Source organism: Streptomyces sp. TLI_053 (assembly GCF_900105395.1).
In the GTDB taxonomy this organism is placed as follows: domain Bacteria; phylum Actinomycetota; class Actinomycetes; order Streptomycetales; family Streptomycetaceae; genus Kitasatospora.
In genome coordinates this window covers 1,542,277-1,564,453 of the sequence record NZ_LT629775.1, presented here as the reverse complement: position 1 = coordinate 1,564,453, position 22,177 = coordinate 1,542,277, and the positions used below count along the sequence as shown (strand labels likewise).

The window sequence follows — 22,177 nt, the reverse complement described above, 5'->3', positions numbered from 1 at the left end:
GGCATATCAGCAGGTCGAATCCGTCGAGCAAGGAGCAGCGGCATGGCCAACAGCGCCAACCCCAGGATCGTCGTCGGCGTGGACGGTTCGCCCGCCTCGGAGCAGGCCCTGCGCTGGGCGGTCGACTACGCCCGGATGGCCGGCGGCACCGTCCACGCCGTGGCCGCCTGGGAGTACCCGGCGTTCTACGGCTTCGGCGGGGCGAGCGTGCCCTCGCCCGAGTTCAACCCCGAGGAACTCGCCGGCCGGATCCTCTCCGAGACCGTGACCGGGATCGCCGGAGCGCGGCCCGAGGTGCCCGTCGTCGAATCGGTCCTGCCGGGCAACGCCGCCCAGGCCCTGCTGGAGGCCTCCGGCGCCGCCGCGCTGCTGGTGGTCGGCAGCCGCGGCCGGGGCGGATTCGCCGGTGCCCTGCTCGGCTCGGTCAGCCGGCACGTCACCGAGCACGCCACCTGCCCGGTGGTCGTGGTCCGTCACGGCGTGGCCGGCGGCACGGGCGGCGACGCCGGGTGACCGGAGGGCGGTGGCGCGGCCGGCCGTCCCACCGGGGAGGATGGACCCGTGCCCGAAGGTGACTCCGTCTTCCGCGTGGCGGCCCGGCTGCGCGCCGTCCTCGCCGGCCAGGTGCTGACCGCCGCCGAACTGCGGGTGCCCGCCCACGCCACCGCGGTGCTCGTCGGGCGCCGGGTGCTGGAGGTCGTCCCCCGCGGCAAGCACCTGCTCATCCGCACGGCGGACGTCGCGGTTCCCGACGGCGTCACCCGCCCCGGAAGCGGCCTCACCCTCCACACCCACCTGCGGATGGACGGCCGCTGGACGGTGTTCGCGCCCGGCGAGCGCTGGACCGGCGGTCCGGCCGCCCAGATCCGCGTCGTCCTCGGCACCGCCCTCGGCACCGCCGTCGGCTACCGGCTGCCCGTCGTCGAACTGCTGCGCACCGCCGACGAACAGCGGGTGGTCGGCCACCTCGGACCCGACCTGCTCGGGCCGGACTGGGACCGGGCCGAGGCGGTCCGCCGACTCGGCGCGGATCCCGGCCGGCCGCTCGGCGAGGCCCTGCTCGACCAGCGGAACCTCGCCGGTATCGGCAATGTGTACGCCAACGAGCTCTGCTACCTGGCCGGGGTCACCCCGTGGACACCGGTCGGCGAGCTCCCGGACCTCGACCGGCTGGCGGCCCGCGCCCACCTGCTGCTGGACGCCAACCGGCTGCGCCCGGGCCACATCACCACGGGGGACACCCGGCACGGCCGGGGGCACTGGGTCTACGGCCGGGCGGGCCGCCCCTGTGCCCGCTGCGGTACTCAGGTCCTGACGGCCCAGCACGGCGCCCCGCCGCAGGACCGCCCGGCGTACTGGTGCCCGTACTGCCAGCGCGGCCCTGCCCCGCCGGGCCGGGGCCCGGCCCCGCGCGGTCGGGGCACCCGCCGCTGAGGCCCCGGCCACCGGCGACCCGGCCACCGGCGACCCGGGGACAGGAGGCGGGGGACGGGAGTCGGGGGACGAGGGGCAGCGGACAGGGGACCGGCCTCAGGGCAGCTCGACCAGGGCGGGGTGGCGGGGGTCGTCGACGCGGACGGTCAGGTCGGCGGCCTCGGTCGGGACCGTCTCCGTCGCGTAGCGCGCGAAGGCGGGCAGGGTCCAGCGTTCCTCCGGCGCGGTCCGGCGTTCCAGGGCGGCGGGGGAGAGGGCCAGGTGCACCGTCAGCTCCAGCGGGAGCCAGCGGCCGAGCAGCAGCGCGCCGTCCAGCAGCAGGACGCCGCCGGGCGGCAGCTCGGTGTAGGGGGCGCGGGTGGCGCGGTCGGTCACCGGGTCCCGCAGCGACGGGAGCACCCGGCCGCTGCCGCCCGGCTCCAGCGGGTCCAGGACCTCGCGCAGCAGTGCCCCGTCGTCGAGCCACAGGTCGTGGTAGGCGTCCGCGTCCTGCTTGCCGTACTCCAGCCGGACCGAGGCCGGGCGGAGGAAGCCGGCCGCCGGCACCCGCAGCGTCGGCAGGCCGCGCAGCCGCAGCGGTTCGACCAGCGCGTCCGCGAGTTCCCCGGGCCGGGCGGCCGGGGCGCCGTCCACGGCCACCCGGAGGCGGCGGTCGCCGGCCCCCGGCAGGGCGGCGATCCGGTCGGCGAGCAGTTCGACGAGGCGGTCGGGCGAGATCGGTCGAATCGGCACGGCGTCATCCTGCGGTCGGGGAGCCGGAGGGCCCGCGGGGTCGGCGTTCGTCGTCGAAGGGCACGGTCGTTCAGGGGACGGGCAGCTCGCCCAGGCAGTACAGGGTGGTGTCGTGGCCCGCGTAGAGCCGGGTGCCGTCGCTGGCGACCGACCAGACGTCGACGCCCGGACCGGTGTCGGCGAAGATCGTGGACTGCCGGCCGTTCTCGGCCTCGACGACGAGGACGCCGGAGGCGGCCGGGCCCGGTACGAGCAGACCGGAGCTGAGCAGCAGCGGCCGGCAGCGGCGGTCCAGCCGGAACGGCAGCTGGCACTGCCAGGCCTGCTCGCCGCTCCCCGCCTCGTGCGCGGTGATCAGCCCGTTGTCGCGCGGCACGTACACCCGGTAGTCGTCGCTGAGCGGCGGCAGCGCGCGCCACTGCTCGCCCGGGGCCGGGCTCACCGACCAGCTCCGGCTGCCGTCCGCCAGGTGCAGGGCCCGCACCCCGCCGTCGGAGCCCGGGAGGAAGAGGTGCCGCTGGTCCAGAGCGGTCCAGGAGGGACCGGACCCGGCCGCGGACCAGATCCGCTGCCCGGTGGTGCCGTCCAGCAGCGAGATCCCGGCGGCCGGGTCGGCGTCCCAGGTGAGGAGCCGACCGGCGCCGGTGTCCAGCACGGCGAGAGCGCTCTCGCCGCGCTCGGCGGCCGGGCGGGACCAGCGCAGGCCGCGACCCGTGGCGTCCAGGCCGAACAGGGAACCGCGGAGGTCGGTCCGGGAGCCGACCCTGCCGTACACCAGCTCCCCGTCGCAGCCGTAGAGGTCGATCCGCTCGCCCAGCTCGGGCGGCAGCGGCTGGCTCCAGCCGGCCGCCGGGCCGGTCAGCGCGCGGGCGTCCACATGGCCGGGCGAGGTGGTGAACAGCCGGCCGCCGCCGACGACCAGCGGCGCGTCGTCGGGCTGTCCCTGGGGGGCCGGCGCCTCCACCGTCCCGGTCACGGCGCCGGTCGCCGGGTCGAGCAGGCGCAGGCCGGTCCGGCTGACGTACGCGGGGGTGAACAGCCGGCCGCGCAGGCGCGCCGGGGTCATCGGCTCGGACCCCCGGTACACCCAGAGCGGTTCGGAACCGTACAGCTTGCTGGGCAGCGGCTGCGGCTTCGGTGTCTCGGTCGCGGAACCGCCCGCCCGCCGGGACACCCCCCAGACGGCGGCGCCCGCCGCCAGCACCCCGGCGCCGATCAGCAGCCGCCGCCGGCTTGGCCGGGGCCCGCCGCCGTCGTCACCGCCGCTCACCACGTCGGCCGGCGCGGTCGTCCCGCCCTCGTCCTCGCCGTCCCACCGCCAGGACGCCTCGCCCGCCGATCGGTCGGCCGGTGTGCTCCCCATACGTCGCCACTCGTCTTCCCCCGGGGCAGCCGTCGCGCTGCACTGTCCACGGAGAATACCCAAGTCACGGGCCCGGGCCGTCCCCGCGGGCGGCCCCGGCCCGGCCGGGGAGGCCGTGGTCGGCGAAGTCGGCCAGGACGTCCGCGTGGCAGGGCAGCGGGGCGCACCAGCAGGCGAGGCGGTGCCCGCGCAGCTCGGGGACGAGGGCGAGCAGGTCGGGGCGCGACAGCAGGTACGCCCGGTACTTCCGCAGCATCTCCTCGCGGGTCAGCCCTGGGCCCGGGCGGAACGGGCAGTGCAGCGGGGATTCGGCGAGGTGCCAGCCGCCGCGGTGCATCGCCCGGCCGACGTAGCGCACGTCGGCGAAGTCCGGGTCGTCGCGGTGGCCCTTCAGATTGACCACGGTGGTCGGGCCGGGGTCCGGGGTACGGGGTGCCATGGGCACGATGGTGGTGCCATCGGGGCCGACGGGCACCCCGGGGCCGGTCGGCACGCCGATGCCGACGGGAACCCCGGGGCCGGTGCGTGCGCCGGGGCCGGTGGGGTTCGTCTTGACAGCCCCTGGGGCCCGGCGTAGCAAGAGAGGATGCGCCAGGGTGTTCCGGCGGACCCGCCCGGTCCGCCTCCTCGCGACGGGGATGCCCGGGCGGTGCGCCCCGACCCGCACCGTCCAGTGGTCGGCGCTGCCCAGGACCCGCTGGGCCCGGAGCGCCGGGACCCCGCGCGGGAGCGGGAGGCCCTGCTGACCGCCGCCGTCCGGACGGTGCTCGGCGGTACCGACGCGCACGGCGCGACCGTCTACCTGCGGTCCCGCGACCGCCGCTCGCTGGTGCTGTGCGCGGTCGCGGGCGTGCCGCTGTCCGTGCTCGGCCCGTTCCGGCGGATCGCCGCCGCCGGCCCGCTGCCGACCGCGGTCAGCTACCGCACCGGCCGCACGGTCCTGCTCGCCGACACCGAGGACACCATGCGGCGCTTCCCGCAGCTCGCCGTCGGCCTGCCCTACGACTTCGCCTCCGCCAGCGTCCCGGTCCGGGCGGGCGAGGAGGTCTTCGGGGTGCTCGGCGTGCTCTGGGCCGCCTCGGACGACGGCGTGCCCGAGGGCGCGCGCCGGCACGTGCGCGCGGTCGCCGCCCGGCTGGCCGCGGGACTGGCCGGGCTGGAGGAGGCCGGCCACCCGGTCGAGCCGAACGGCGAGACCACGGTCGTCGAACTCACCCCGCCCTCCGCGCCGACCACCCGGGTCGGCCTCTTCGACTGGGACGTGGTGCTCGGCGAGGTCGCCGCCGACGACCAGTTCTGCGAGATCTTCGGGCTCGCCCCGGGCGACTTCGACGGCCGCGCCGAGAGCCTGGCCGCCCGGATCGCCCCCGGCGACCTGCCGGAGTTCCGGGCCGCGGTGCGCGGAGCCCTCGACCGGGGGCGGGTGCTCGCCGCGCGGCTGCGGGTGCTGGACCGGGACGGCCACCCCTATCCCGTCGAACTCTGGGCCCGGGTGCCCCGCGACGGCCCCCGGGCCCGCGGGCGCCTGGTCGGCGCCGTGCTCGACACCCGCACCGGCACCGCCGCGGCCGCCGCCGTGGAGCGGCTGCGCGAGGGCGTCTTCTCGCTCGACCCGGACGGCCGGATCACCTACGCCAACCACAGCGTCGAGCTGCTGCTCCAGGCCCGCCGCGAGGACCTGGTCGGCCACCACCCGTGGCAGGTGCTGTCCTGGCTGTCCGACCCGGTGTACGAGAACCGCTACCGGGCCGCCCTGCTCTCCCAGCAGCCCACCGCCTTCCTCGCCCGCCGGCCGCCGGACCACTGGCTGGCCTTCTCGCTGTATCCCGACGCGCACGGCGTCACCGGCCGGGTGGTCGCCGCCGACCCGCCGCCCGACGCCGCCGCCCCGGCCGCCGAACCCGCCGCGCCCGGCACCTGGACCGGCCTCGGCGTCATGTACCACCTGCTCCAGCTGGCCAGCGCGCTGAGCGAGGCGGTCACCGTCCGCGAGGTCTGCCGGGCGGTGGCCGACGAGATCCTCCCCGCTCTCGGCGGACAGGAGCTCGCCATCTACACGATCCGCGAGAAGCACCTGCACCTGGTCTCGCAGAGCGGCTACCCCGACGGCTTCCTCGACCGCTTCGAGGGCACCCCGGTCGGCGCCCGGGTGCCCGGGGCCGAAACGCTCAGCACCGGCACCCCGATCTTCTTCGAGAACGTCGGGCAGCTCGCCGCCGCCTACCCCGGACTGGCGCTGGACGACATGGGCGCCTGGGCGTTCCTGCCGCTGATCGCCTCCGGACACCCGGTCGGCAGCTGCATCCTCGGCTTCGACCGGCCCCGTCCCTTCACCCTGGAGGAGCGCGGCCTGCTCACCGCGCTGGCCGGCTTCATCGCCCAGGCCCTGGAGCGCGCCCGGCTGTACGACGCCGAGTTCACCCTCGCCCGGGGCCTCCAGCAGGCGCTGCTCCCGCACCGGCTGCCGCGCCTGGACGGGATCCGGATCGCGGCCCGCTACCTGCCCGGCACCCAGGGCATGGAGATCGGCGGCGACTGGTACGACGCCATCGTCACCGGGCGGGACCTCTGCCTGGTCATCGGCGACGTCGAGGGCCACAGCGTCGGTGCCGCCGCCACCATGGGCCAGCTGCGCAGCGCCGTGCGGGCCTTCGCCACCGGCGGCATTCCGCCGGACGAGGTGCTCGCCCGGACCAATCAGCTGCTGCTCGACCTCGATCCCGGACTGCTCGCCAGCTGCTGCCTGGTCCGCCTCACCCCGGGAGAGGGCACCGCCCTGCTCGCCCGGGCCGGCCACCTGCCGCCGGTGCTGCGCCACCCGGACGGGCGGGCCGAGGCGCTGGAGGTGCCCGGCGGGCCGCTGCTCGGTGTCGACCAGCACGCCGTGTACCCGGTCAGCGACCTGCGGCTGGAGCCGGGCTCGGTGCTCGCCCTGTACACCGACGGCCTGGTCGAGGACCCGGCGGTGGAGATCGACGCGGGGGTGGACCGGCTGCGGGCGGCGCTGGCGGGCCCGGAGGTCGGCCGGCTGATCGCGACCGCCGGGTTGGACGGCCTGGCCGACCGGGTGCTGCGGGAGGTCGGCTCCACGCACCGGGTCGACGACGTGGCGCTGATGCTCACCGGGTACCGCTGACTCCCGGCGCGGGTGCGCGGGTGCGCGGGTGCGTCGGTGTGCGGGGCCGGGCCGGGCCGTTCCGGTGCGGGTCGGGGCGGGGCGGGGTGGGCACCGTCCAGGCAGGGGTGTGCGGGGCCGGGGCGGACCGTTCCGGTGGCGGGAGCGACTTTCGTCGGTGCCGGCCGCGACGAACGGTGACGGCGGTGACCAGGAGCGATTCGTTAGCCTCGACGGGTGGACGTCATGACGAGGGCCTGGTCGAAGGCGGTTCGAACGGCACTTCCCGGGCCCTGGCGGTTCCGGCTGGTGATGCGCGAGCTGGTGGGCGCGCTGCTGATCGCCGGGCTCGCCGCGCCGATCGAGGTGCTCAGCCGCACCGGGCTGGCGGTGCCGACGGCGCTGGTCTCCGCGGCCCTGTTCCTGCTGCGCCGGGGCCTGCCCGCGACCGCCCTGGTGCTCACCGCCGTGGCCAGCGGCTTCGGTGGCGGCACGCTGCCGCTGCTGGTCTGCGTCGGCTGGTCCGCCGGCGCCCGGATCCGCAGGGTCGGGGTGCTGGCCGGCTCGTTCGCCGCGGGCTGGGTGCTGATGACCCTGTTCGGGCTGGTGAAGGACGCCGGGCAGATCCCCGCCAAGCTCATCGTCGGATTCTCCTTGGGCGGCTATCTGCTGCTCGCGGTGCTGCCCGCGCTCTGGGGCCGGTACCGGGCGCAGCGCCGGGCGCTGACCGACGCGCTGCGCGAGCGCAACGAGCAGCTGGTGCGCGAGCACGCGATGATCGCGCACCAGGCGCGGCTGCGTGAGCGGCACCGGATCGCCCAGGACATGCACGACAGCCTGGGCCACCAGCTGGCCCTGATCTCGGTGCACACGGGGGCGCTGGAGGTCGACCGGACGCTCACCGACCGGCAGCGCGAGGCGGTCGGGGTGCTGCGGCTGGCCGCGGTCGCGGCGATGCGGGAGCTGCGCGAGGTGGTCGGCGTGCTGCACGACGAGTCGACGGCGCTCCCGCCGGGTCAGGGGCCGGGGGCGGCACCGGTGGCCGGGCCCGGGCCCGGGGGCGGCGGCGGGGGAGTGGACGGGATCGAGGGGCTGGTCGCCTCCTCCCGCGCGGCCGGCACGCCGGTCTCGCTGGTCCGGGACGGCGAGCGCCGTCCGCTGGCCGCGTCCGCCGGGCACGCGGCGTACCGGGTGGTGCAGGAGGCGCTGACCAACGCGCACAAGCACGCTCCCGGGGCGCCGATCACGGTGGCGCTGCGCTACGAGCCGGACGCGCTGGTGGTGGAGGTGGTGAATCCGGCGGCGCCCGAACCGGTGGGGGTGCGCGCCGGTGGCGCCGCCCCGGCGGTGGTGAGCGGGGGCCAGGGGCTGACCGGGTTGCGCGAGCGGGCGCGGCTGGTCGGTGGGATGGTGCACGCCGGTCCGACCCCGGGGGCCGGGTTCCGGCTGGCCGCCGTGCTGCCCTACCGGGGGGTGGACGGCGCCGGCGCCCAGGGCGTCGACACCGGGTCGGCGGCCGGTCCGGAGATCGCGGCCGCGTATCCGGAGGCGGATGCCTGGCCGGGCGGGCTGCCCGGGGCGGCGGCCGGGCCGCCGAAGCGGCGCAGCCCGGCGATCGGCTGCGCGGTCGGCGGGGTGACGGTGCTGGCGGCCGTGCTCGGACTGCTGATCTGGGGCGTGGTCGGTTTCGTCCGGGGCGCGGAGGATTCCACGGTGAGGCGGTCGGTCTACGACAGCGCGGAGCTCGGCATGCCGGAGGCGGAGGTGCGCGAGCAGCTGCCGCGGGGCAGCGACTTCTTCCTGCGGAACCTGGAGGGCACCGGCCCCACCCCGCCGGAGGGGTCGGTCTGCGTCCGCTACCTCTTCGACGACAACGGGGGGACGGCCTTCGGCGAGGACGCCGTCGTCCGGTTCTGCTTCAAGGACGGGGTGCTGGTCGAGAAGCAGCACTACCGGGTGAAGCAGTGAGCGACGGGGATGCCAGGATGGTCCGCGGGGCACCGGCCGGTCCGCCGCCGCACCGTCGGGAGCCGTCCGCCAGGACCAGTACCAAGGGGATGACCAGCAGTGATCCGAGTCCTCGTCGCCGATGACGAGCCGCTCATCCGGGCCGGGATCAGGATGATCCTGTCCTCCGCCGAGGACATCGACGTGGTGGCCGAGGCCGCCGACGGCCGGCAGGCGCTGGACCTCGCCCGCGCGCACCGGGTGGACGTCGTCCTGCTGGACATCCAGATGCCGGTGCTGGACGGCCTGTCGGCGCTCGCCGAGCTGCCGAGGGTCGCGCCCGGCGCGCGGGCGCTGATCCTCACCACCTTCGGGGAGCGCGACAACGTGCTGCGCGCCGTGAGCGACGGTGGTGCCGGCTTCCTCCTGAAGGACACCGCGCCGGCCGAGCTGATCCAGGCCGTCCGGGCGGCCGCCACGGGGCACGCCTTCCTGTCGCCCGCCGCGACCCGGCACATCGTCGACTCGCTGGCCGACGGTGGGGCGGGGCCGGCGGCGGCGCGCGGAGCCCGGGCCCGGCGGCGGCTGGAGGTGCTGACCGAGCGCGAGCTGGAGGTGCTGGCGCTGCTGGGCGAGGGGCTGTCCAACGCGGACGCCGGGGCCCGGATCCACATGAGCGAGGCGACGGTGAAGACGTACGTCAGCCGGATCCTGGCCAAGCTGGGGTGCGAGAACCGGGTGCAGGCGGCGCTGCTGGCCCGGGACGCGGGGTTGGGCGGCATCGGCTGAGCCGTGCTGACGGCCCGTTCGGGCACCGCCGACGGGCCGTCCGGTCGGCGGTTGACGGTCCGTCCGGGCGGTGGCCGGCCGCCCGTTCGGTGCGTGCAAGGACGGATGGTGTGCCATGCGTTGGGCAACCATTTGCTCACGCTCGGTAGTCGTAGTGGCGAACGCCACCTCGACGGGCCGTGGAACCGGGAACTCCGGTCCCCGACATGACGGTGCGTCAGTCATCGGTGACGGTAAGTCGACAAAGCGCCCGGACTTTCGGCCGACCCGATGTGAGCGAGCGCACGGAAATCGACCGTTTGGGCCGGGGAATCCGGTCAAAGCCGGTCGTTTCCGGGTCGGTTTCATGATCGATACCGCCGGTAACAGTCGACTGACCTGGGACGACCAAGAATTGCTTGATGCGGCCCGGTAGCGGCCGTAGCTTCTTTGGCGGTGCAACGAGCACCACCCGGGTTCACCCCCGACCCACGGCCCGCCGACCGACCATCGGCACCAGGGCGGTGGCCGTCGACGCGACCGGCCCCAACGGGCAGTCGGCGAGCGGAGGGTGGCCGGGGCGGCAGGGCACGTCGGACACGTGCGAGGCCGCCCAGCGAGTGAGGGAGCGACAACCGGCCCCGGCAGGGGCCTGGTTCCGCATGCCTGCCCGGGGTCTGCCGAAAGGACTTCCATGAACCCCCGTCACGAGACCGCCGCTGCCACCATCACCGCCGCCACCAAGCGCAACCGCGTTCGGATGGCCGTGGTGGCGGGAGCCGCTGTCGCGGCCCTGCCGGTGGCCGGCCTCGTCACGGCCACCTCGGCCGCTGCCGCCCCCGCCTCCGCCTGGGACGCCGTCGCCCAGTGCGAGAGCGGCGGCAACTGGAGCATCAGCACCGGCAACGGCTTCTCCGGCGGACTGCAGTTCACCCCCTCGACCTGGCGGGCGTACGGCGGCGCCGCCTACGCCCCGCAGGCCCACCAGGCGAGCCGGGCGCAGCAGATCGCCGTCGCCGAGAAGGTCCTCGCCTCGCAGGGCCCCGGCGCCTGGCCGGTCTGCTCGGCCAAGGCGGGCCTGAGCCGCGGCGGCGCGCCCGCCGTCGTCGCCGACACGCCCGACCCGGAGCCCAAGGCCCCGCAGCCGGTCAAGCAGCAGCCGGTCAAGCAGCAGCCGGCCAAGGCCGACCAGGCCCCCGCGCAGAGCCAGAAGTCGCCCGCGCGCAAGGCCCCGGCGCAGACCCCGCCGCAGGGCGCCGCGAAGCCCGCCGCGCCCGCCGGGTCCGCCGCGCCCGAGAAGGGCTTCGCCGCCGGCGGCTACGTCGTCAAGAGCGGCGACACGCTGAGCGGCATCGCCGCCAAGTTCGGCCTCGACACGGCCGGCCTGCACGCCCGGAACGTCAAGGCGATCGGTGCCAACCCGAACCTCATCTTCCCGGGTCAGACCCTGTCCTTCTGACCCCGCCCCATCGGGTCCCGCACCCCGGTGGACCGAACGGCCGCCCTGCCCCCGGGGCGGCCGTTCGGCGTGTCGGGGGCAGTGGTGGGGCGCGCGGGGCGCGTCCCGCGCGCGGCGTGTGCGGAGGCGCGCGGTCGGGGCGCGCCGATGGTAGTTGAACGTTGAACGCGACGTCCGAATACCGCCGGACTCCCGGGGCGCCACGGCCGAGGATCGAGTCATGTCCACGAACGACACGAGGAGTTCTGACAACATGACGATCACGACCGGTATAGCGGCGCTCGACGGCAAGGTGGCTCTGGTGACCGGCGGCAGCCGGGGGATCGGGGAGGCGGTGGCCCTGCGGCTCGCCGAGGACGGCGCCGACGTGGTGGTGACCTACCTGGGCAGCGCCGAGCGGGCCGAGGCCGTCGCTGCCAAGATCACCGCGATGGGCCGGCGCGGCTGGGCGGTCCGCGCGGACAGCGCCGACCCGGAGGAGGTCCGCGCCGTGGTCGAGGCGGTGGCCGAGCGCTTCGGCCGCCTCGACATCCTGGTCAACAATGCCGGGGTGGGCCACGTCGGCCCGATCGAGGAGACCGCCCTCGCCGACGTCGACCGGGTGCTGGAGGTCAACGTCCGCGCGCCGTACCTGTTCGCCCAGGCGGCCGCGGCCCACCTGGGCGAGGGCGGGCGGATCGTCACCATCGGCAGCTGCATGGCCAAGCGGGCCGCCTTCGCGGGCGGCAGCCTCTACGCCACCAGCAAGGCCGCGATGATCGGGCTCACCAAGACGCTGGCCCGAGAGCTGGGCCCGCGCGGGATCACCGTCAATGTGATCCACCCCGGCCCGATCGACACCGACATGAACCCGGCGGACGGTCCCGGGGCCGACTTCCAGTCCGGCTTCACCGCGGTCGGCGGCTTCGGGCGGGCCTCCGACGTCGCCGCCACGGTCGCGCACCTGGCCGGTGCGGAGGGCCGGTACATCACCGGCGCCGAGATCGCCGTGGACGGCGGCTTCGCGGGCTGACCGGCGGTCGGTCCGCCGCCCGGTCGGTCCGCCGCCCGGGCGGTCCGTCGTCCTGCCGGTCCGTCGCCCGGCCGGACCGGCCGGACCGGCCGGACACGCCGACGAGCGGCCCGGGGGGCGGCTCCGGGCCGGTTGTCGGTGCCCGCGTTTACGATCGGCCCGTCCGACCACGTGCTCGGGCGCGCGTCCGACCGGCCGCGCGCCCGAGCACGGGTCCCGCGCGAGGGGCCGGCACGGCCCCGCCGACGGAGAGGTGCGTCATGACCGGAGCTGAAGACCCGATCGAGCTGCTCGCCCGCGCGCTCGCGCAGACCGCCGGGCTGATCGACGGCGTCGGCACCGAACTCGCCGGCCACCCGACCCCCTGCCGCTCCTGGGACGTCGGACAGCTGATCAGTCACCTGCTGCACGACCTGCGGCAGTTCACCGTCCGGGCGGAGGGCGGCACGCCCGACTGGTCGGAGCCCTTCGAGCGGGTCGAGGAGGACTGGCTGCACCGCTTCGAGGCCGGCGCGGAGCGTCTGGTGGCCGCCTGGCGGGAGGCCGGCGACCTCGGCGGCGTCATCGAGATCCCCGGCGCCGGGGAACTGCCGGCCCGCTTCCCGGTGGACCAGCAGATCGCCGAGTTCGCCGTGCACGGCTGGGACCTCGCCCGGGCCACCGGCCAGTCCACGAGCGGGCTCGACCAGGAGGTCGGGCGGGCGGCGCTGGACTGGGCGCGCGGCGCGCTGCGGCCCGAGTACCGGGGGAGCGAGGAGGAGCAGCACGCCTTCGGCCCGGAGGTCCCGGTCGCCGAGGACGCGCCGGTGTACGACCGGCTCGCCGCGTTCTTCGGCCGCGAGCCCGAGGCCGCCGGGTAGCGGGCCCGAGGCCGTCGGGTGGCGGGCCGGAGCGCGCCCCGGGCGGCCGGGACGACCTCTCCTCAGCCGCGGCTCCAGACGAACGAGATCTCCGGGTGGCGCGGCGAGGGAGCGTTCAGCAGCGGCGTGGGGCGCCCGCGCAGGAAGCGGTCGAAGTACGCCCGCACGTACGTCCGCGCCAGCTCGGTCGCGCGCTCCGGCGCGATGGCGCCGAACAACTGGGCGCAGACCTCCGGCGGCAGGTGCTCGGCCACGCGTCCCGGGCCGGCCGCGTGCGGCAGGTCCGTGAAGCTCAGATGACCGGAGCCGCCCTGTCGCAGGTGTCGTCCCCAACCGCGCTGGTGCTCGCGCCAGCGCCGCCAGGTGTCGTGGTCGTCCAGCGCGGTGAGCAGCAGGAACGGCCGGTCCAGACCCTCGTCCGGCACCGGCGAGCCGAAGAGCCCGCCGTCCAGGTCCAGTCCGGCCGCGAACCGCCGGTCCTGCCGGACCGCCTCGGCGGCCGCGGCGCCGCCCATCGAGTGGCCGAGCACCCCGATCCGCGCCGGGTCGGCGCACGGCAGTCCGGCCTGCCGCCGGACCGTCCGGCCGGTGGTCAACTCCGTCGCCACGAAACGCAGATCGGCCGTCCGGACGGCGATCTCCCTGCGCTCGGCGGCGTCCCAGTCGGCGGGCTCGTCCTCCAGCGCGCTCAGCACCACCCGGCCGTCCGGGAACTCCACGGCCGCCGCGTCATAGGTGTGGTCGAGTGCCGCGACCAGGTAGCCGTGCGCGGCCAACTCCTCGGCCAGTGCCGTGCAGTTGCTGCGACCGCCCTTGCGGCCGTGCCCGAGCAGCAGCAGCGGGAGCGTCCCCGGGACGGGCGGCGCGGCCACCCGCGCGGTCGGGCGCAACCGGCCGAGCGTGCCCGGGTCGAGGAAGGCGCTCCGATCCAGCACGGCCGCGACCCGCGCCGTGGTGTACGCCGCGCGTGCCCGCCCGGCGGTCCCGGTTGCGGGGTACCAGAGCTGCACCATCAGCTCGCGCGGTCCCGGCACCGGGGCGAACGGGTCCCGCCGGTGCCGGTCGACCAGCCGCAGCGACAGCGTGCCGACCGGCCGTCGCACGGTCGGCCCCGGCAGGTCGACCGGACCGGGTCCCGCGCCGCCGGCGGCGGCGGGAGCGGGGGCGGCATGCGCGGCGGCGGCACCCGGCACTGTCAGCGCCGCACCTCCCGCACCCGCGAAGGTCAGCAGCGTTCGGCGCCGGATCATCCTCGACCACCCTTCGAGTAAGCGACTTGGACGCCGGCTCACCCTAGGCGGATCGCCCCGCCGCCACCAGATCGAGCACGGCCGGCCCCCGGCGGTGGCCTCGGTGCTCGGGGGAGCGCGGGGGCGGGGGAGGATCGTCGCAGCACGCCGGTGAAGGTGCGGGGAACGGACGAAGGGGCGGGGCGTGGCGGGAGAGGTGTCGGCGGAGCGGCTGCTGCGGGCGGCCGGGGAGGCCTGCGACGGTCAACTGCGTTCGTGGGTCGACCGTTTGGGCGGGAGCGCGGGGCGGGTGGCGGCCTACCAGTTCGGCTGGTCCGGGGAAGGCCCCGGACAGGGCGGGAAGTTCGTCCGCGCGGCGCTGACACTGGCCTGCGCCGGGGCGGCCGGCGGGGACCGCCGGCGGGCGGTACCGGCCGCCGCCGCGGTGGAGGTGGTGCACAACCTCTCGCTGCTGTACGACGACGTGCTGGACGGTGACACCGTGCGGCGGCACCGGGAGGCCGCCTGGCGGGTGTTCGGGCCCTCGGCGGCCGCGCGTTCGGCGGACGGGCTGCTGCTCACCGTCCTCGACGTGCTGGTGGACGGCGACGAGGACGGCGACGAGGACGGCGACGAGGACGGCGATCGGGGTCGGGACGGAGGCGGCGGCGTGGGCCGGGAAGCCTCGGCCGCGCTGCTGACGACGCTGGTCGACCTGGCCGTGGGGGAGAGCCTCGACCTAGTCTTCGAGGGGAGGGAACGGGTGGGCCCGGACGAGTGCCTGGAGATGGTGGCGGCCAAGACCGCCTCGCTGTTCTCCTGCGCCTGCCGCCTGGGCGCCCTGTACGGCGGGGCCGGGCCGGAGGCGGTGGCCGGGTGGGCGGCGTTCGGCCATGACCTCGGGATGGCGTTCCAGCTGGTGGACGACCTGCTGGGGATCTGGGGCGACCCGGCCGTAACCGGCAAGCCGGTCTTCAACGACCTGCGTCGGCGCAAGCTCTCGGTCCCGGTGGTGGCGGCGCTCGACTCCGGTACGGCGGACGGCGAGCGACTGGCCGCGAACTACCGGCGGGCCGCGGCCGGTGCGGTGGTGGATCCGGCCGGACTGGCGCTGCTGGTGGAGCGGGCCGGCGGGCGCCGCTGGACCGAGGAGCGGGCCGCCGGGCACGCGGCCGCGGCCCGCGGTCGTCTGGGCGCGCTCACCCGGGACCCGGTCGCCGCGGCCGAGCTGGCGGCGCTGGCCGGACTGATCACCGACCGGGAGCGCTGACGCCGGACACCCGGTCGCGCGTACTCACTCACCGCCACCCGGTCGCACGCCCCGTCCGGTCTCCTCCCAGGGCGCCGGGCCGTCCAGGAGGTGGGCGCGGCCCTGCCGGTACAGCTCGGCGTCCACCTCCTTCAGCCGGCGCAGCTCGGCGGGCCGGTGGAGCTCGTGCACCTCGGCCGGGGCGGCGGCGTCCCCGGCGGCCGCGAGCAGGGCGTTGACCGCCAGCCGCGCCGACTGGTTGGCGCCCTCCATGGTGGCCAGGTTGACCGGGCACCGGGCGTGGTCGCCGGCCATGAAGAGGTTGACCGCGGCCGTCGCGGCGGCCGGGCGGGCCGCCCAGGACCCGGTGGTGTTGATCAGCAGGGGCTCGTCGTTGACGGCCGGGCCCGGACCGCCCAGGCCGCGCACCGCCGGGTCCAGGTGCCAGGAGTGCAGCAGGCCCCGGTGCAGGGTCGGCCGGCCGGGGCCGTTGAGCCCGTCGCAGAGCTGGGCCCAGACCTCGGCGGCGACCTCGGCCGGGGTGCAGTCGCGGGCCGGCCTGCCGTAGCGGATGCCCGGGGTGTCCCAGTCCGAGATGTCGACCGACAGACAGTCGGCGACCGTGCCGTCGCCGTAGGTGGCACGGAAGTCGCAGTCCCAGAACTGGGCCTGGCTGATCGAGGTCAGCGCCCAGGGCGAATCGAGGTACTGCACATGGCCGCGGACCACCGGCACCGGTTCGGTCAGGTAGAACTGGATGCCCACCATCCAGTCGGTCCGCAGCTCCGTGACGCTCTTGAGCTCCGGGGCGGCGGCCGCCAGTCCGCGTTCCAGCAGGGCACCGATCCGGTCGACCGGCAGTGCGCAGACGTAGTGGTCGGCCGTCAGTTCCTCGCGCCGCCCGCGCGGACCGCGGAGCACCGCGCCGGTGACGGCGCCCCCGGCCACCGTCAGCCGCTCCACCGCCCACCCGAGTTCGGTCCGGACGCCGAGGGTGTCGAGGTGCGCGACCCACGGGTCGATCCAGGCGGTGCTGGTCGGGGCGTTCAGCACCCGGTCGGCGGCCTGTACCTCGCCCAGACCGAGGAAGCCGTAGCCGAACGCCTCGAGGAAACCGCCGACGGTGTGGGTGCTGCAGACCTCGGCCCGGGCGGCCACCACCGTCCGGGTGTTTCCGACCACGCACGTCCGGCGGTACTCCTCCGAGGCGCCGTCGGCGCGGGTGAAGTCCCACCAGGAAGTGGACTCCCACTGCCCGAGCCGCCGTTCGTCGCTGCTGGTCATGTAGACCAGCAGGCGGTTCGCGTAGTAGAGCAGTTCCTCGTCGGTCAGCCCCGGGCCGAGGGCGGTTCCGTTGCCGGGGCGCAGGCCGGTGGCACGCAGGAACTCCAGCGGGCTGCGCGCCCCGGCCGCGAGCGAGACGTCCGTGAGGACTTCGCCGACCCGGCCGGAGCGGGCCGTCAGCATGTGAGTGGCCTCGCGGAGGTTGCCGGCGACGCCGTCCGGCCGGTCGGCGAACGGTATCCGGCGGAGGGTGTCCGGCAGGCTGCGGTAGAAGCCGGGGAAGAAGCGGAAGCCGTGCTCGCTCGGCAGGTCGAGGCGTCCGCCGGTCCCGGTGCCGGGGACGGCGGAGCTGCGGGCCTTGCCGCCCCAGCCGGTCGGCTCCACCACCGTCACCCGGTAGCCGCGCTCGGCGAGTTCGGTCGCGGCCGTGAGCCCGGCCACTCCACCGCCCAGTACGGCCACCCGCCCGCGGCTGGTCACCATGTCCGTCTCCCCCGCTCAGCGACCGGTCCCGACGGATGATTCGATCATGGCCGGGGCGGACACGGCCAACGCACACCGGAAGTCCCCGGCGGCGCGTACGCTCGTGACGGTCCGCACGGGACCGGTGGGGAGGGGGTCGGATGCTCGGCTGGTGGTTCGTGGTGACGGTGCCGACGGAGGGGGACGGCGAGGACGCCGTGCTGGCCAAGTGGGAGACCGGGCTCGGCGGGCTGGACTGGATCACCGGGCTGGCCGCGGCCGGTCGGGCGGAGCAGTCGCGGTTCGACGGCTACCCGCACCGGTTCACCGCCCGGGCGGGCGATGTGCTGCCGCTGCTCGCCGACGGTTCGGTGTCCGACGCCGGGCCCGGAGCGGAGTTCCGGCCGCAGGAGCTGCACCCGGAGCTGATCGCCGCCTGCCCGGCGGACGCGCTGCTGACCGTCGACGTCTGGGACCAGTCCTGATTCAGCCGCCGGCGGCGGCCCGGGCGGCGGCGCGTTTGACGGCCTCGCGGATCCGGGGGTAGCTGCCGCAGCGGCAGATGTTCTGGATCTGGTCGATGTCGGCGTCCGTGGGTGCGGGGTTGCGGCGCAGCAGTGCGACCGCCGTCATGATCTGGCCGGGCTGGCAGAACCCGCACTGGGCGACGTCGCAGTCCAGCCAGGCCTCCTGGACGGGGTGCAGGGTGTCGCCGTCGGCGAGGCCCTCGATGGTGGTGACCCGGCGGTCGGCGCAGTCCTTGACCGCCACGGTGCAGGGCTGGATCTCCTCGCCGTCGAGGTGGCTGGTGCAGGCGCGGCAGACGCCCACGCCGCAGCCGTACTTGGGGCCGGTGACGCCGAGCTTGTCGCGCAGGACCCAGAGCAGCGGCATGTCGTCCGGTGCCTCGACGGTGACCGGGCGGCCGTTGAGGACGAAGGTGTGGCTGGGCATCGCAGGCGCGTTCCTCGGGGTCGGGGGAGCGGGTGGGAGGTGACCGGGTCGGTCAGAAGTTGATCGGGAAGGAACGCGGGCTGGTTCCGGTGGCCCGGGCGTAGGCGTTGGCGACGGCGGCGGAGGCCGCCGGGACGCCCAGTTCGCCCGCGCCGCCGGGCGGTCCGCCCGTGGGCAGCAGGTGGATCTCGACCACCGGCGGGGTGTGCCGCTGCCGTGCGTAGTGGAAGTCGCCGAAGCTGCCCTCGCGGACGGCGCCGCGGTCGATGTGGTTGCCGGCCTGGAGGACCACCGAGATCCCGTCGATCAGCGCGCCCGTCAGCTGGGCCTCCAGACCGGTGGGGTTGATCACGGTGCCGACGTCGGCGGCGATCACGGCCTTGGTGACCCGGGGCTGCCTGGGGTCGGTCGCGTCGATCTCGACCAGGTAGGCCGTACGGCCGCCGTTCTCGGAGTGGTAGCCGATGCCCTGCGCCTGTCCGGCCGGCATGGTGCGGCCCCAACCGCCGGCCCTGGCGACGGTGTCGAGCACGGCCCGGCCGGCCGGCTCCCGCAGCCGGGCGCGGCGGAAGGCCACCGGGTCCTGGCCGAGACGACGGGCCAGCTCGTCCGTCATGATCTCGTCGGCGACCCGGACGGTGCCCGAGTAGACCGAGCGCCAGCTGCCGGTCGGGATCTTCAGCGGCACCTCGGCCAGCAACTGGGTCGGGACGCCCACGTTGTACGGGTTGCTCTGGCTGAGCAGGAAGAAGGCCTGGGCGAGCGAGAGCCCGGCCACCGAGAGCTGGAAGCCGGCGGCGGTGAGCGCCTCGCCGAGTCCGTGGCCGAAGTCGGTCGTCACGGTGGCGGCGCGGTGCTCGTAGCTGAGCACCTGGCCGAGCCCGTAGGTGGCGCGGACCCGGTGGTGGCTGGCGGGGCGCATCCGGCCGTGCCGCATGTCGTCGTTGCGGGTCCACATCAGCTTGACCGGGCGGCCCGCGGCGCGGGAGATCCGCGCGGCCTCCACGGCGGCGTCGTAGAACAGCCGGCGGCCGAAGGAGCCGCCGCCGCGCACCACGTGCACCGTCACCGCGTCCTGCGGCAGGCCGAGTTCGGCGGCGAGGGTCTGCTGCGCGACGATCGGGGTCTGCGCGGCGAACCAGATCTCGGCGCGGTTCGGGCGGACGTCGGCGATCGCCGTCAGCACCTCCATCGGCGCGTGGTTGACGAAGGCGAAGTCGAACTCGCCGTCCACGTACTGGGTGAGCAGCGGCGGGATCAGGAACGGCGCGTGGGCGGCGCGCAGCTTGCCCCGGATGTCGGCGTCGGAGAGCGCGGCGACCGGGCCCGGGTTCCAGGTGGTGCGCAGCGCGTCGCGGGCCTTGAGGGCCTGGTCGAAGGTCTCGGCGAGGACGGCGACCCCGGTGGGCACGGTGACCACCGCGAGCACGCCCGGCATGGCGCGGGCGGCGGAGGCGTCGAGCGAGGCCAGGGTGCCGTTGATGGTGGTGGGCCGGGCGACGACGGTCGGCACCGCGCCGGGCACGGCGAGGTCGCCGGCGTACTTGGCGCGGCCGGTGACGATGTCGCGGGCGTCGATGCGGCCGGTCGGGCGGCCGATCACCCGGCGTTGCCCGGGCGGCTTGGGGGTGGCGGGGACGGCGGGCACCACGACGGCGGCGGCCTCGGCGGCGAGTTCGCCGTAGCCGGCCCGGCGGCCGTCGGGGGCGGTCACGGCGGAGTCGGCGGTGCGCAGGGTGTCGGCGGGCAGCGACCAGCGGCGCGCGGCGGCGGTGACCAGCCGGGCCCGGGCGGCGGCGGCCGCGCCGCGCACCGGGTCGTAGAGCGTGCGGACCGAGTTGGAGGCCCCGGTGAGCTGGTTGAACAGCAGGTCGGGGCGGCTGTCGGAGAGCGGGACATCGACATCGGTCAGCCGGGCGTCGAGTTCCTCGGCGACCATCATGGCGACCGTGGTGGTGAGGCCCTGGCCGACCTCCAGGCGGGGCAGGTGGAGGACGGCGCGGCCGGCGGTGGTGATCTCCAGGACGAGCAGGTGCGCGGTGGGCAGACCGGCGATCTGGAGGGCCTCGCCGAGGTCGACGATGTCCGGGATGCCGGGCAGGCCGAGCAACTGGGAGGGCGCGGCGGCCGGGGCGGCCGGGGCGGGGGCCGCGGTGGCGGTCGCGGCTTCGGCGGCCCGGGCGGTGGCGGGTGCGACGGCGTCGAGTCCGGCCCGGGCGGCGACGGTCAGGGTCGGCGCGGCGAGCAGGTAGGTGAGGAAGCGTCGGCGGTCGGTGCCGGCGGCGGTGCCGGTATCGGCGGCGGTGACGGTATCGGTACCGGTGTCGGTATCGGTACCGGTGTCGGCGGATCCCGGCTCGGGGGTGGACGACTGCTCGGCGGCGGCGCCCGTGGCGGCCTGGGGCACGATGGAGATGCTGATGGGAGGAGCCCCTCTCGCCGGGTGACGGCTCCGGACGGGCGGGCCGTGAGGGTCCCCGTCCCGGTGCCGGGCGGATGCCGGACGGTGCTCGCGAGGGCGGGCACGTTTGGTCGTGTCCACGTTCGTGAACGAGAACGCGGCTGAGCATAGGAGGGGCCTAATGGTCGGTCAACACGGGCACTTGGGGCATGATCGGACAACCGTGCGGATGTCGGACGGGGCGGATACGGAGGGCGCCCGACACGCCGGGCGGGGCGCGCGGTACCGCCGTCCGAGTGATGCGCGCGGAGGGGGCGCGAGCCGATTCCCGGGGGCGGGCAGGGCGGGTTCGGCGCCGGAAAGGGGACGGCCCCGGAGCGCGGGCGTCCGCAAAACGGTTTGCGGAAGTGGCCCAGGATCATGATGATCCACTGGACCTTCCGCGTGGTCCGCCATCGGCGCAGACTGGTCTTTACGCCGAAGAACCACTGATGGCCCACCACCCCAGGAGCATCGTGCCGTCCCGCCGCACCCCGCTGTCCGGATCCCAACGAACCCTTGCGACAGCCCAGTTGGTGAGCGCGATCGGAGACGGCGCCTACTACACCAGCTCCGCGCTGTACTTCACCCGGATCGTCGGCCTCTCGCCCACCCGGCTCGGCCTCGGTCTGGCGGTGGCCTGGGCGATCGGGTCGGTCGCCGGAGTGCCGCTCGGTCACCTCGCCGACCGGCGCGGCCCCCGGGGCACGGCGGCGGTGCTCGCCCTCGCCACCGCCGCGGTGGTCGCCTCGTTCCTCGTCGTCGACGACTTCCTTCCGTTCCTGGTCGCCGCCTGCCTCTACGCCACCGCCCAGTCCGGACTGGGCGCGGCCCGGCAGGCCCTGGTCGGCGGCCTCGTCCCGGAGGGCGAGCGGACGGCGGCACTCGCCCGGCTGCAGGCCACCCTCAACGCCGGGCTCGCCGTGGGCGCCGCGCTCGGCGGCGTCGCGCTCACGGTCGGGACCAGGGCGGCCTTCCTCGCCGCGTTCACGCTGACGGCGCTGGGCTTCCTGGCCACGGGGCTGATCCTGCTGCGACTGCCGGCCGTGGTCCCGGCGGTGCTCCCGGTGGCGAAGGCCGGACCGGCGGACGGTGCGGCGGGGGCGGGGGACGGTACCCGGGCCCGGAACGGCGGCTTCGCGGTGCTGGCGGACCGCCGCTACGCGCTCGTGACGCTGGTCAACACGGTACTGCTGCTGCGGATGCCCCTGCTCAGCCTGGTGATCCCGCTCTGGATCGCCGACCGCGCCCCGCAGCTCGGCTGGCTCGGTTCGGCGCTCTTCGTCCTCAACACCGTCGGCGTGACCCTGTTCCAGGTGCGCACCGCCCGCGCCGTCACCGGCCTGCCCTCGGCGGCCCGGGCCGTCCGTCAGGCGGGAGCCGTCCTGCTCGCCTCTTGCGCGGTCTTCGCGCTCTCGGCCGCGCCCGTTCCGGTCTGGGCGGTGGCGGCCCTGTTGGTCGGCGGCGCGGTGCTCCAGGTGCTCGGCGAGATGAAGCAGTCCGCCGGATCCTGGCAGATCGCCTTCGACCTCGCCCCGGCGGACCGGCTCGGCCAGTACCAGGGCTTCTTCGGCACCGGCGTGGCGGTGGCCCGCACCGCCGGCCCCCTGCTGCTGACCGCCCTCCTCCTCGACGGCGGCGGCCCGGGCTGGCTGGTCCTCGGCGTCCTCTTCCTCGCCGCCGGCTGCGCCATGGGCCCCGCTGTCCGCCGGGCCGAACGCGACCGCCCGTGGCTGGCTCCCGCCGTCGAGCCCGCTGTCGCGCCCCTCGCGCCCACCGGCTGAGGCCGGGGGCAGAGGGCCGGACATCCCCGCCGGGCGGGCTGCTCCGGCCTGGGCCGCGCGCCCCCGGTTGTTATGCTCCGGCGCG

Annotated in this window: 18 protein-coding genes; 11 read left to right on the top strand and 7 right to left on the bottom strand. The window is 76.0% G+C overall.

All coding sequences use genetic code 11. From position 1 onward, the window contains the following. The first annotated feature begins 42 nt into the window (after positions 1-42). The gene (locus BLU95_RS06010) at positions 43-513 is read left to right on the top strand and encodes a universal stress protein (protein WP_093859050.1); all 471 of its coding nucleotides are present in this window, start codon (positions 43-45) and stop codon (positions 511-513) included. Between the two features lie 48 nt (positions 514-561). Further along, positions 562-1,434 carry a DNA-formamidopyrimidine glycosylase family protein gene (locus BLU95_RS06005; protein WP_093859049.1) on the top strand — a complete coding sequence of 291 codons (873 nt, stop codon included), beginning with the start codon at positions 562-564 and terminating at the stop codon, positions 1,432-1,434. 96 nt (positions 1,435-1,530) lie between these two features. Here BLU95_RS06005 and BLU95_RS06000 read toward each other — a convergent pair whose 3' ends face one another. The 3 genes from BLU95_RS06000 to BLU95_RS05990 all read right to left on the bottom strand — a co-directional run bounded on the left by BLU95_RS06000 (position 1,531) and on the right by BLU95_RS05990 (position 3,968). Beyond that, complete coding sequence (locus tag BLU95_RS06000; RefSeq protein ID WP_093859048.1) at positions 1,531-2,166, bottom strand: nucleoside/nucleotide kinase family protein; 636 nt, start codon at positions 2,164-2,166, stop codon at positions 1,531-1,533. A gap of 70 nt (positions 2,167-2,236) precedes the next feature. Then, positions 2,237-3,529, bottom strand: a complete 1,293-nt coding sequence (locus tag BLU95_RS05995) for an outer membrane protein assembly factor BamB family protein (protein ID WP_093859047.1) — start codon at positions 3,527-3,529, stop codon at positions 2,237-2,239. 64 nt (positions 3,530-3,593) lie between these two features. Then, a complete protein-coding gene (locus BLU95_RS05990) occupies positions 3,594-3,968 on the bottom strand; it encodes a DUF4326 domain-containing protein (RefSeq protein WP_093864675.1) in 375 nt (124 codons plus the stop codon). A gap of 210 nt (positions 3,969-4,178) precedes the next feature. Between BLU95_RS05990 and BLU95_RS05985 the strand changes: the two genes are divergently transcribed. The 6 genes from BLU95_RS05985 to BLU95_RS05960 all read left to right on the top strand — a co-directional run bounded on the left by BLU95_RS05985 (position 4,179) and on the right by BLU95_RS05960 (position 12,690). After that, positions 4,179-6,665 carry a SpoIIE family protein phosphatase gene (locus tag BLU95_RS05985; protein WP_231978341.1) on the top strand — a complete coding sequence of 829 codons (2,487 nt, stop codon included), beginning with the start codon at positions 4,179-4,181 and terminating at the stop codon, positions 6,663-6,665. A gap of 225 nt (positions 6,666-6,890) precedes the next feature. Next, the gene (locus BLU95_RS05980; RefSeq protein WP_093864674.1) at positions 6,891-8,612 is read left to right on the top strand and encodes a sensor histidine kinase; all 1,722 of its coding nucleotides are present in this window, start codon (positions 6,891-6,893) and stop codon (positions 8,610-8,612) included. Positions 8,613-8,711: 99 nt separating this feature from the next. After that, positions 8,712-9,380: a response regulator transcription factor gene (locus tag BLU95_RS05975; RefSeq protein ID WP_093859045.1), complete on the top strand. Its 669-nt coding sequence runs from the start codon at positions 8,712-8,714 to the stop codon at positions 9,378-9,380. A 673-nt stretch (positions 9,381-10,053) separates the two neighbouring features. Further along, positions 10,054-10,818 carry a LysM peptidoglycan-binding domain-containing protein gene (locus tag BLU95_RS44970; RefSeq protein ID WP_093859044.1) on the top strand — a complete coding sequence of 255 codons (765 nt, stop codon included), beginning with the start codon at positions 10,054-10,056 and terminating at the stop codon, positions 10,816-10,818. Positions 10,819-11,071: 253 nt separating this feature from the next. Further along, complete coding sequence (locus BLU95_RS05965) at positions 11,072-11,830, top strand: SDR family NAD(P)-dependent oxidoreductase (protein WP_093859043.1); 759 nt, start codon at positions 11,072-11,074, stop codon at positions 11,828-11,830. A 260-nt stretch (positions 11,831-12,090) separates the two neighbouring features. Further along, positions 12,091-12,690, top strand: coding sequence for a TIGR03086 family metal-binding protein (locus tag BLU95_RS05960; RefSeq protein ID WP_093859042.1), 600 nt, complete (start codon positions 12,091-12,093; stop codon positions 12,688-12,690). A 62-nt stretch (positions 12,691-12,752) separates the two neighbouring features. On the opposite strand, the gene BLU95_RS05955 is transcribed toward BLU95_RS05960, so the two are convergent. Further along, positions 12,753-13,940: an alpha/beta hydrolase gene (locus BLU95_RS05955; protein ID WP_093859041.1), complete on the bottom strand. Its 1,188-nt coding sequence runs from the start codon at positions 13,938-13,940 to the stop codon at positions 12,753-12,755. A 184-nt stretch (positions 13,941-14,124) separates the two neighbouring features. On the opposite strand from BLU95_RS05955, the gene BLU95_RS05950 reads away from it, so the two are divergent. Next, positions 14,125-15,189 carry a polyprenyl synthetase family protein gene (locus BLU95_RS05950; protein ID WP_093859040.1) on the top strand — a complete coding sequence of 355 codons (1,065 nt, stop codon included), beginning with the start codon at positions 14,125-14,127 and terminating at the stop codon, positions 15,187-15,189. 24 nt (positions 15,190-15,213) lie between these two features. Here the strand turns inward: BLU95_RS05950 and BLU95_RS05945 are convergent, their stop codons facing one another. Continuing rightward, complete coding sequence (locus tag BLU95_RS05945) at positions 15,214-16,935, bottom strand: hydroxysqualene dehydroxylase (protein ID WP_093859039.1); 1,722 nt, start codon at positions 16,933-16,935, stop codon at positions 15,214-15,216. Between the two features lie 140 nt (positions 16,936-17,075). Between BLU95_RS05945 and BLU95_RS05940 the strand changes: the two genes are divergently transcribed. Beyond that, the gene (locus tag BLU95_RS05940) at positions 17,076-17,399 is read left to right on the top strand and encodes a hypothetical protein (protein ID WP_093859038.1); all 324 of its coding nucleotides are present in this window, start codon (positions 17,076-17,078) and stop codon (positions 17,397-17,399) included. A 1-nt stretch (position 17,400) separates the two neighbouring features. Here the strand turns inward: BLU95_RS05940 and BLU95_RS05935 are convergent, their stop codons facing one another. Both BLU95_RS05935 and BLU95_RS05930 read right to left on the bottom strand, forming a co-directional pair. Next, positions 17,401-17,868, bottom strand: coding sequence for a (2Fe-2S)-binding protein (locus BLU95_RS05935; protein WP_093859037.1), 468 nt, complete (start codon positions 17,866-17,868; stop codon positions 17,401-17,403). A gap of 52 nt (positions 17,869-17,920) precedes the next feature. Next, positions 17,921-20,275: a xanthine dehydrogenase family protein molybdopterin-binding subunit gene (locus BLU95_RS05930; protein WP_093859036.1), complete on the bottom strand. Its 2,355-nt coding sequence runs from the start codon at positions 20,273-20,275 to the stop codon at positions 17,921-17,923. A gap of 485 nt (positions 20,276-20,760) precedes the next feature. On the opposite strand from BLU95_RS05930, the gene BLU95_RS05925 reads away from it, so the two are divergent. Then, on the top strand, positions 20,761-22,092 hold the full coding sequence (locus BLU95_RS05925; protein WP_093859035.1) for an MFS transporter: 1,332 nt from the start codon (positions 20,761-20,763) through the stop codon (positions 22,090-22,092). Positions 22,093-22,177 lie beyond the last annotated feature (85 nt).

Excerpts from the sequence above, each read along its gene's own strand:
- BLU95_RS06010 (WP_093859050.1), top strand. The coding sequence starts at position 43 with ATGGCCAACAGCGCCAACCCCAGGATCGTCGTCGGCGTGGACGGTTCG.
- BLU95_RS05995 (WP_093859047.1), bottom strand. The coding sequence starts at position 3,529 with ATGGGGAGCACACCGGCCGACCGATCGGCGGGCGAGGCGTCCTGGCGG.
- BLU95_RS05990 (WP_093864675.1), bottom strand. The coding sequence starts at position 3,968 with ATGGCACCCCGTACCCCGGACCCCGGCCCGACCACCGTGGTCAATCTG.
- BLU95_RS05980 (WP_093864674.1), top strand. The coding sequence starts at position 6,891 with ATGACGAGGGCCTGGTCGAAGGCGGTTCGAACGGCACTTCCCGGGCCC.
- BLU95_RS44970 (WP_093859044.1), top strand. The coding sequence starts at position 10,054 with ATGAACCCCCGTCACGAGACCGCCGCTGCCACCATCACCGCCGCCACC.
- BLU95_RS05965 (WP_093859043.1), top strand. The coding sequence starts at position 11,072 with ATGACGATCACGACCGGTATAGCGGCGCTCGACGGCAAGGTGGCTCTG.
- BLU95_RS05960 (WP_093859042.1), top strand. The coding sequence starts at position 12,091 with ATGACCGGAGCTGAAGACCCGATCGAGCTGCTCGCCCGCGCGCTCGCG.
- BLU95_RS05955 (WP_093859041.1), bottom strand. The coding sequence starts at position 13,940 with ATGATCCGGCGCCGAACGCTGCTGACCTTCGCGGGTGCGGGAGGTGCG.
- BLU95_RS05945 (WP_093859039.1), bottom strand. The coding sequence starts at position 16,935 with ATGGTGACCAGCCGCGGGCGGGTGGCCGTACTGGGCGGTGGAGTGGCC.
- BLU95_RS05940 (WP_093859038.1), top strand. The coding sequence starts at position 17,076 with ATGCTCGGCTGGTGGTTCGTGGTGACGGTGCCGACGGAGGGGGACGGC.
- BLU95_RS05935 (WP_093859037.1), bottom strand. The coding sequence starts at position 17,868 with ATGCCCAGCCACACCTTCGTCCTCAACGGCCGCCCGGTCACCGTCGAG.
- BLU95_RS05925 (WP_093859035.1), top strand. The coding sequence starts at position 20,761 with ATGGCCCACCACCCCAGGAGCATCGTGCCGTCCCGCCGCACCCCGCTG.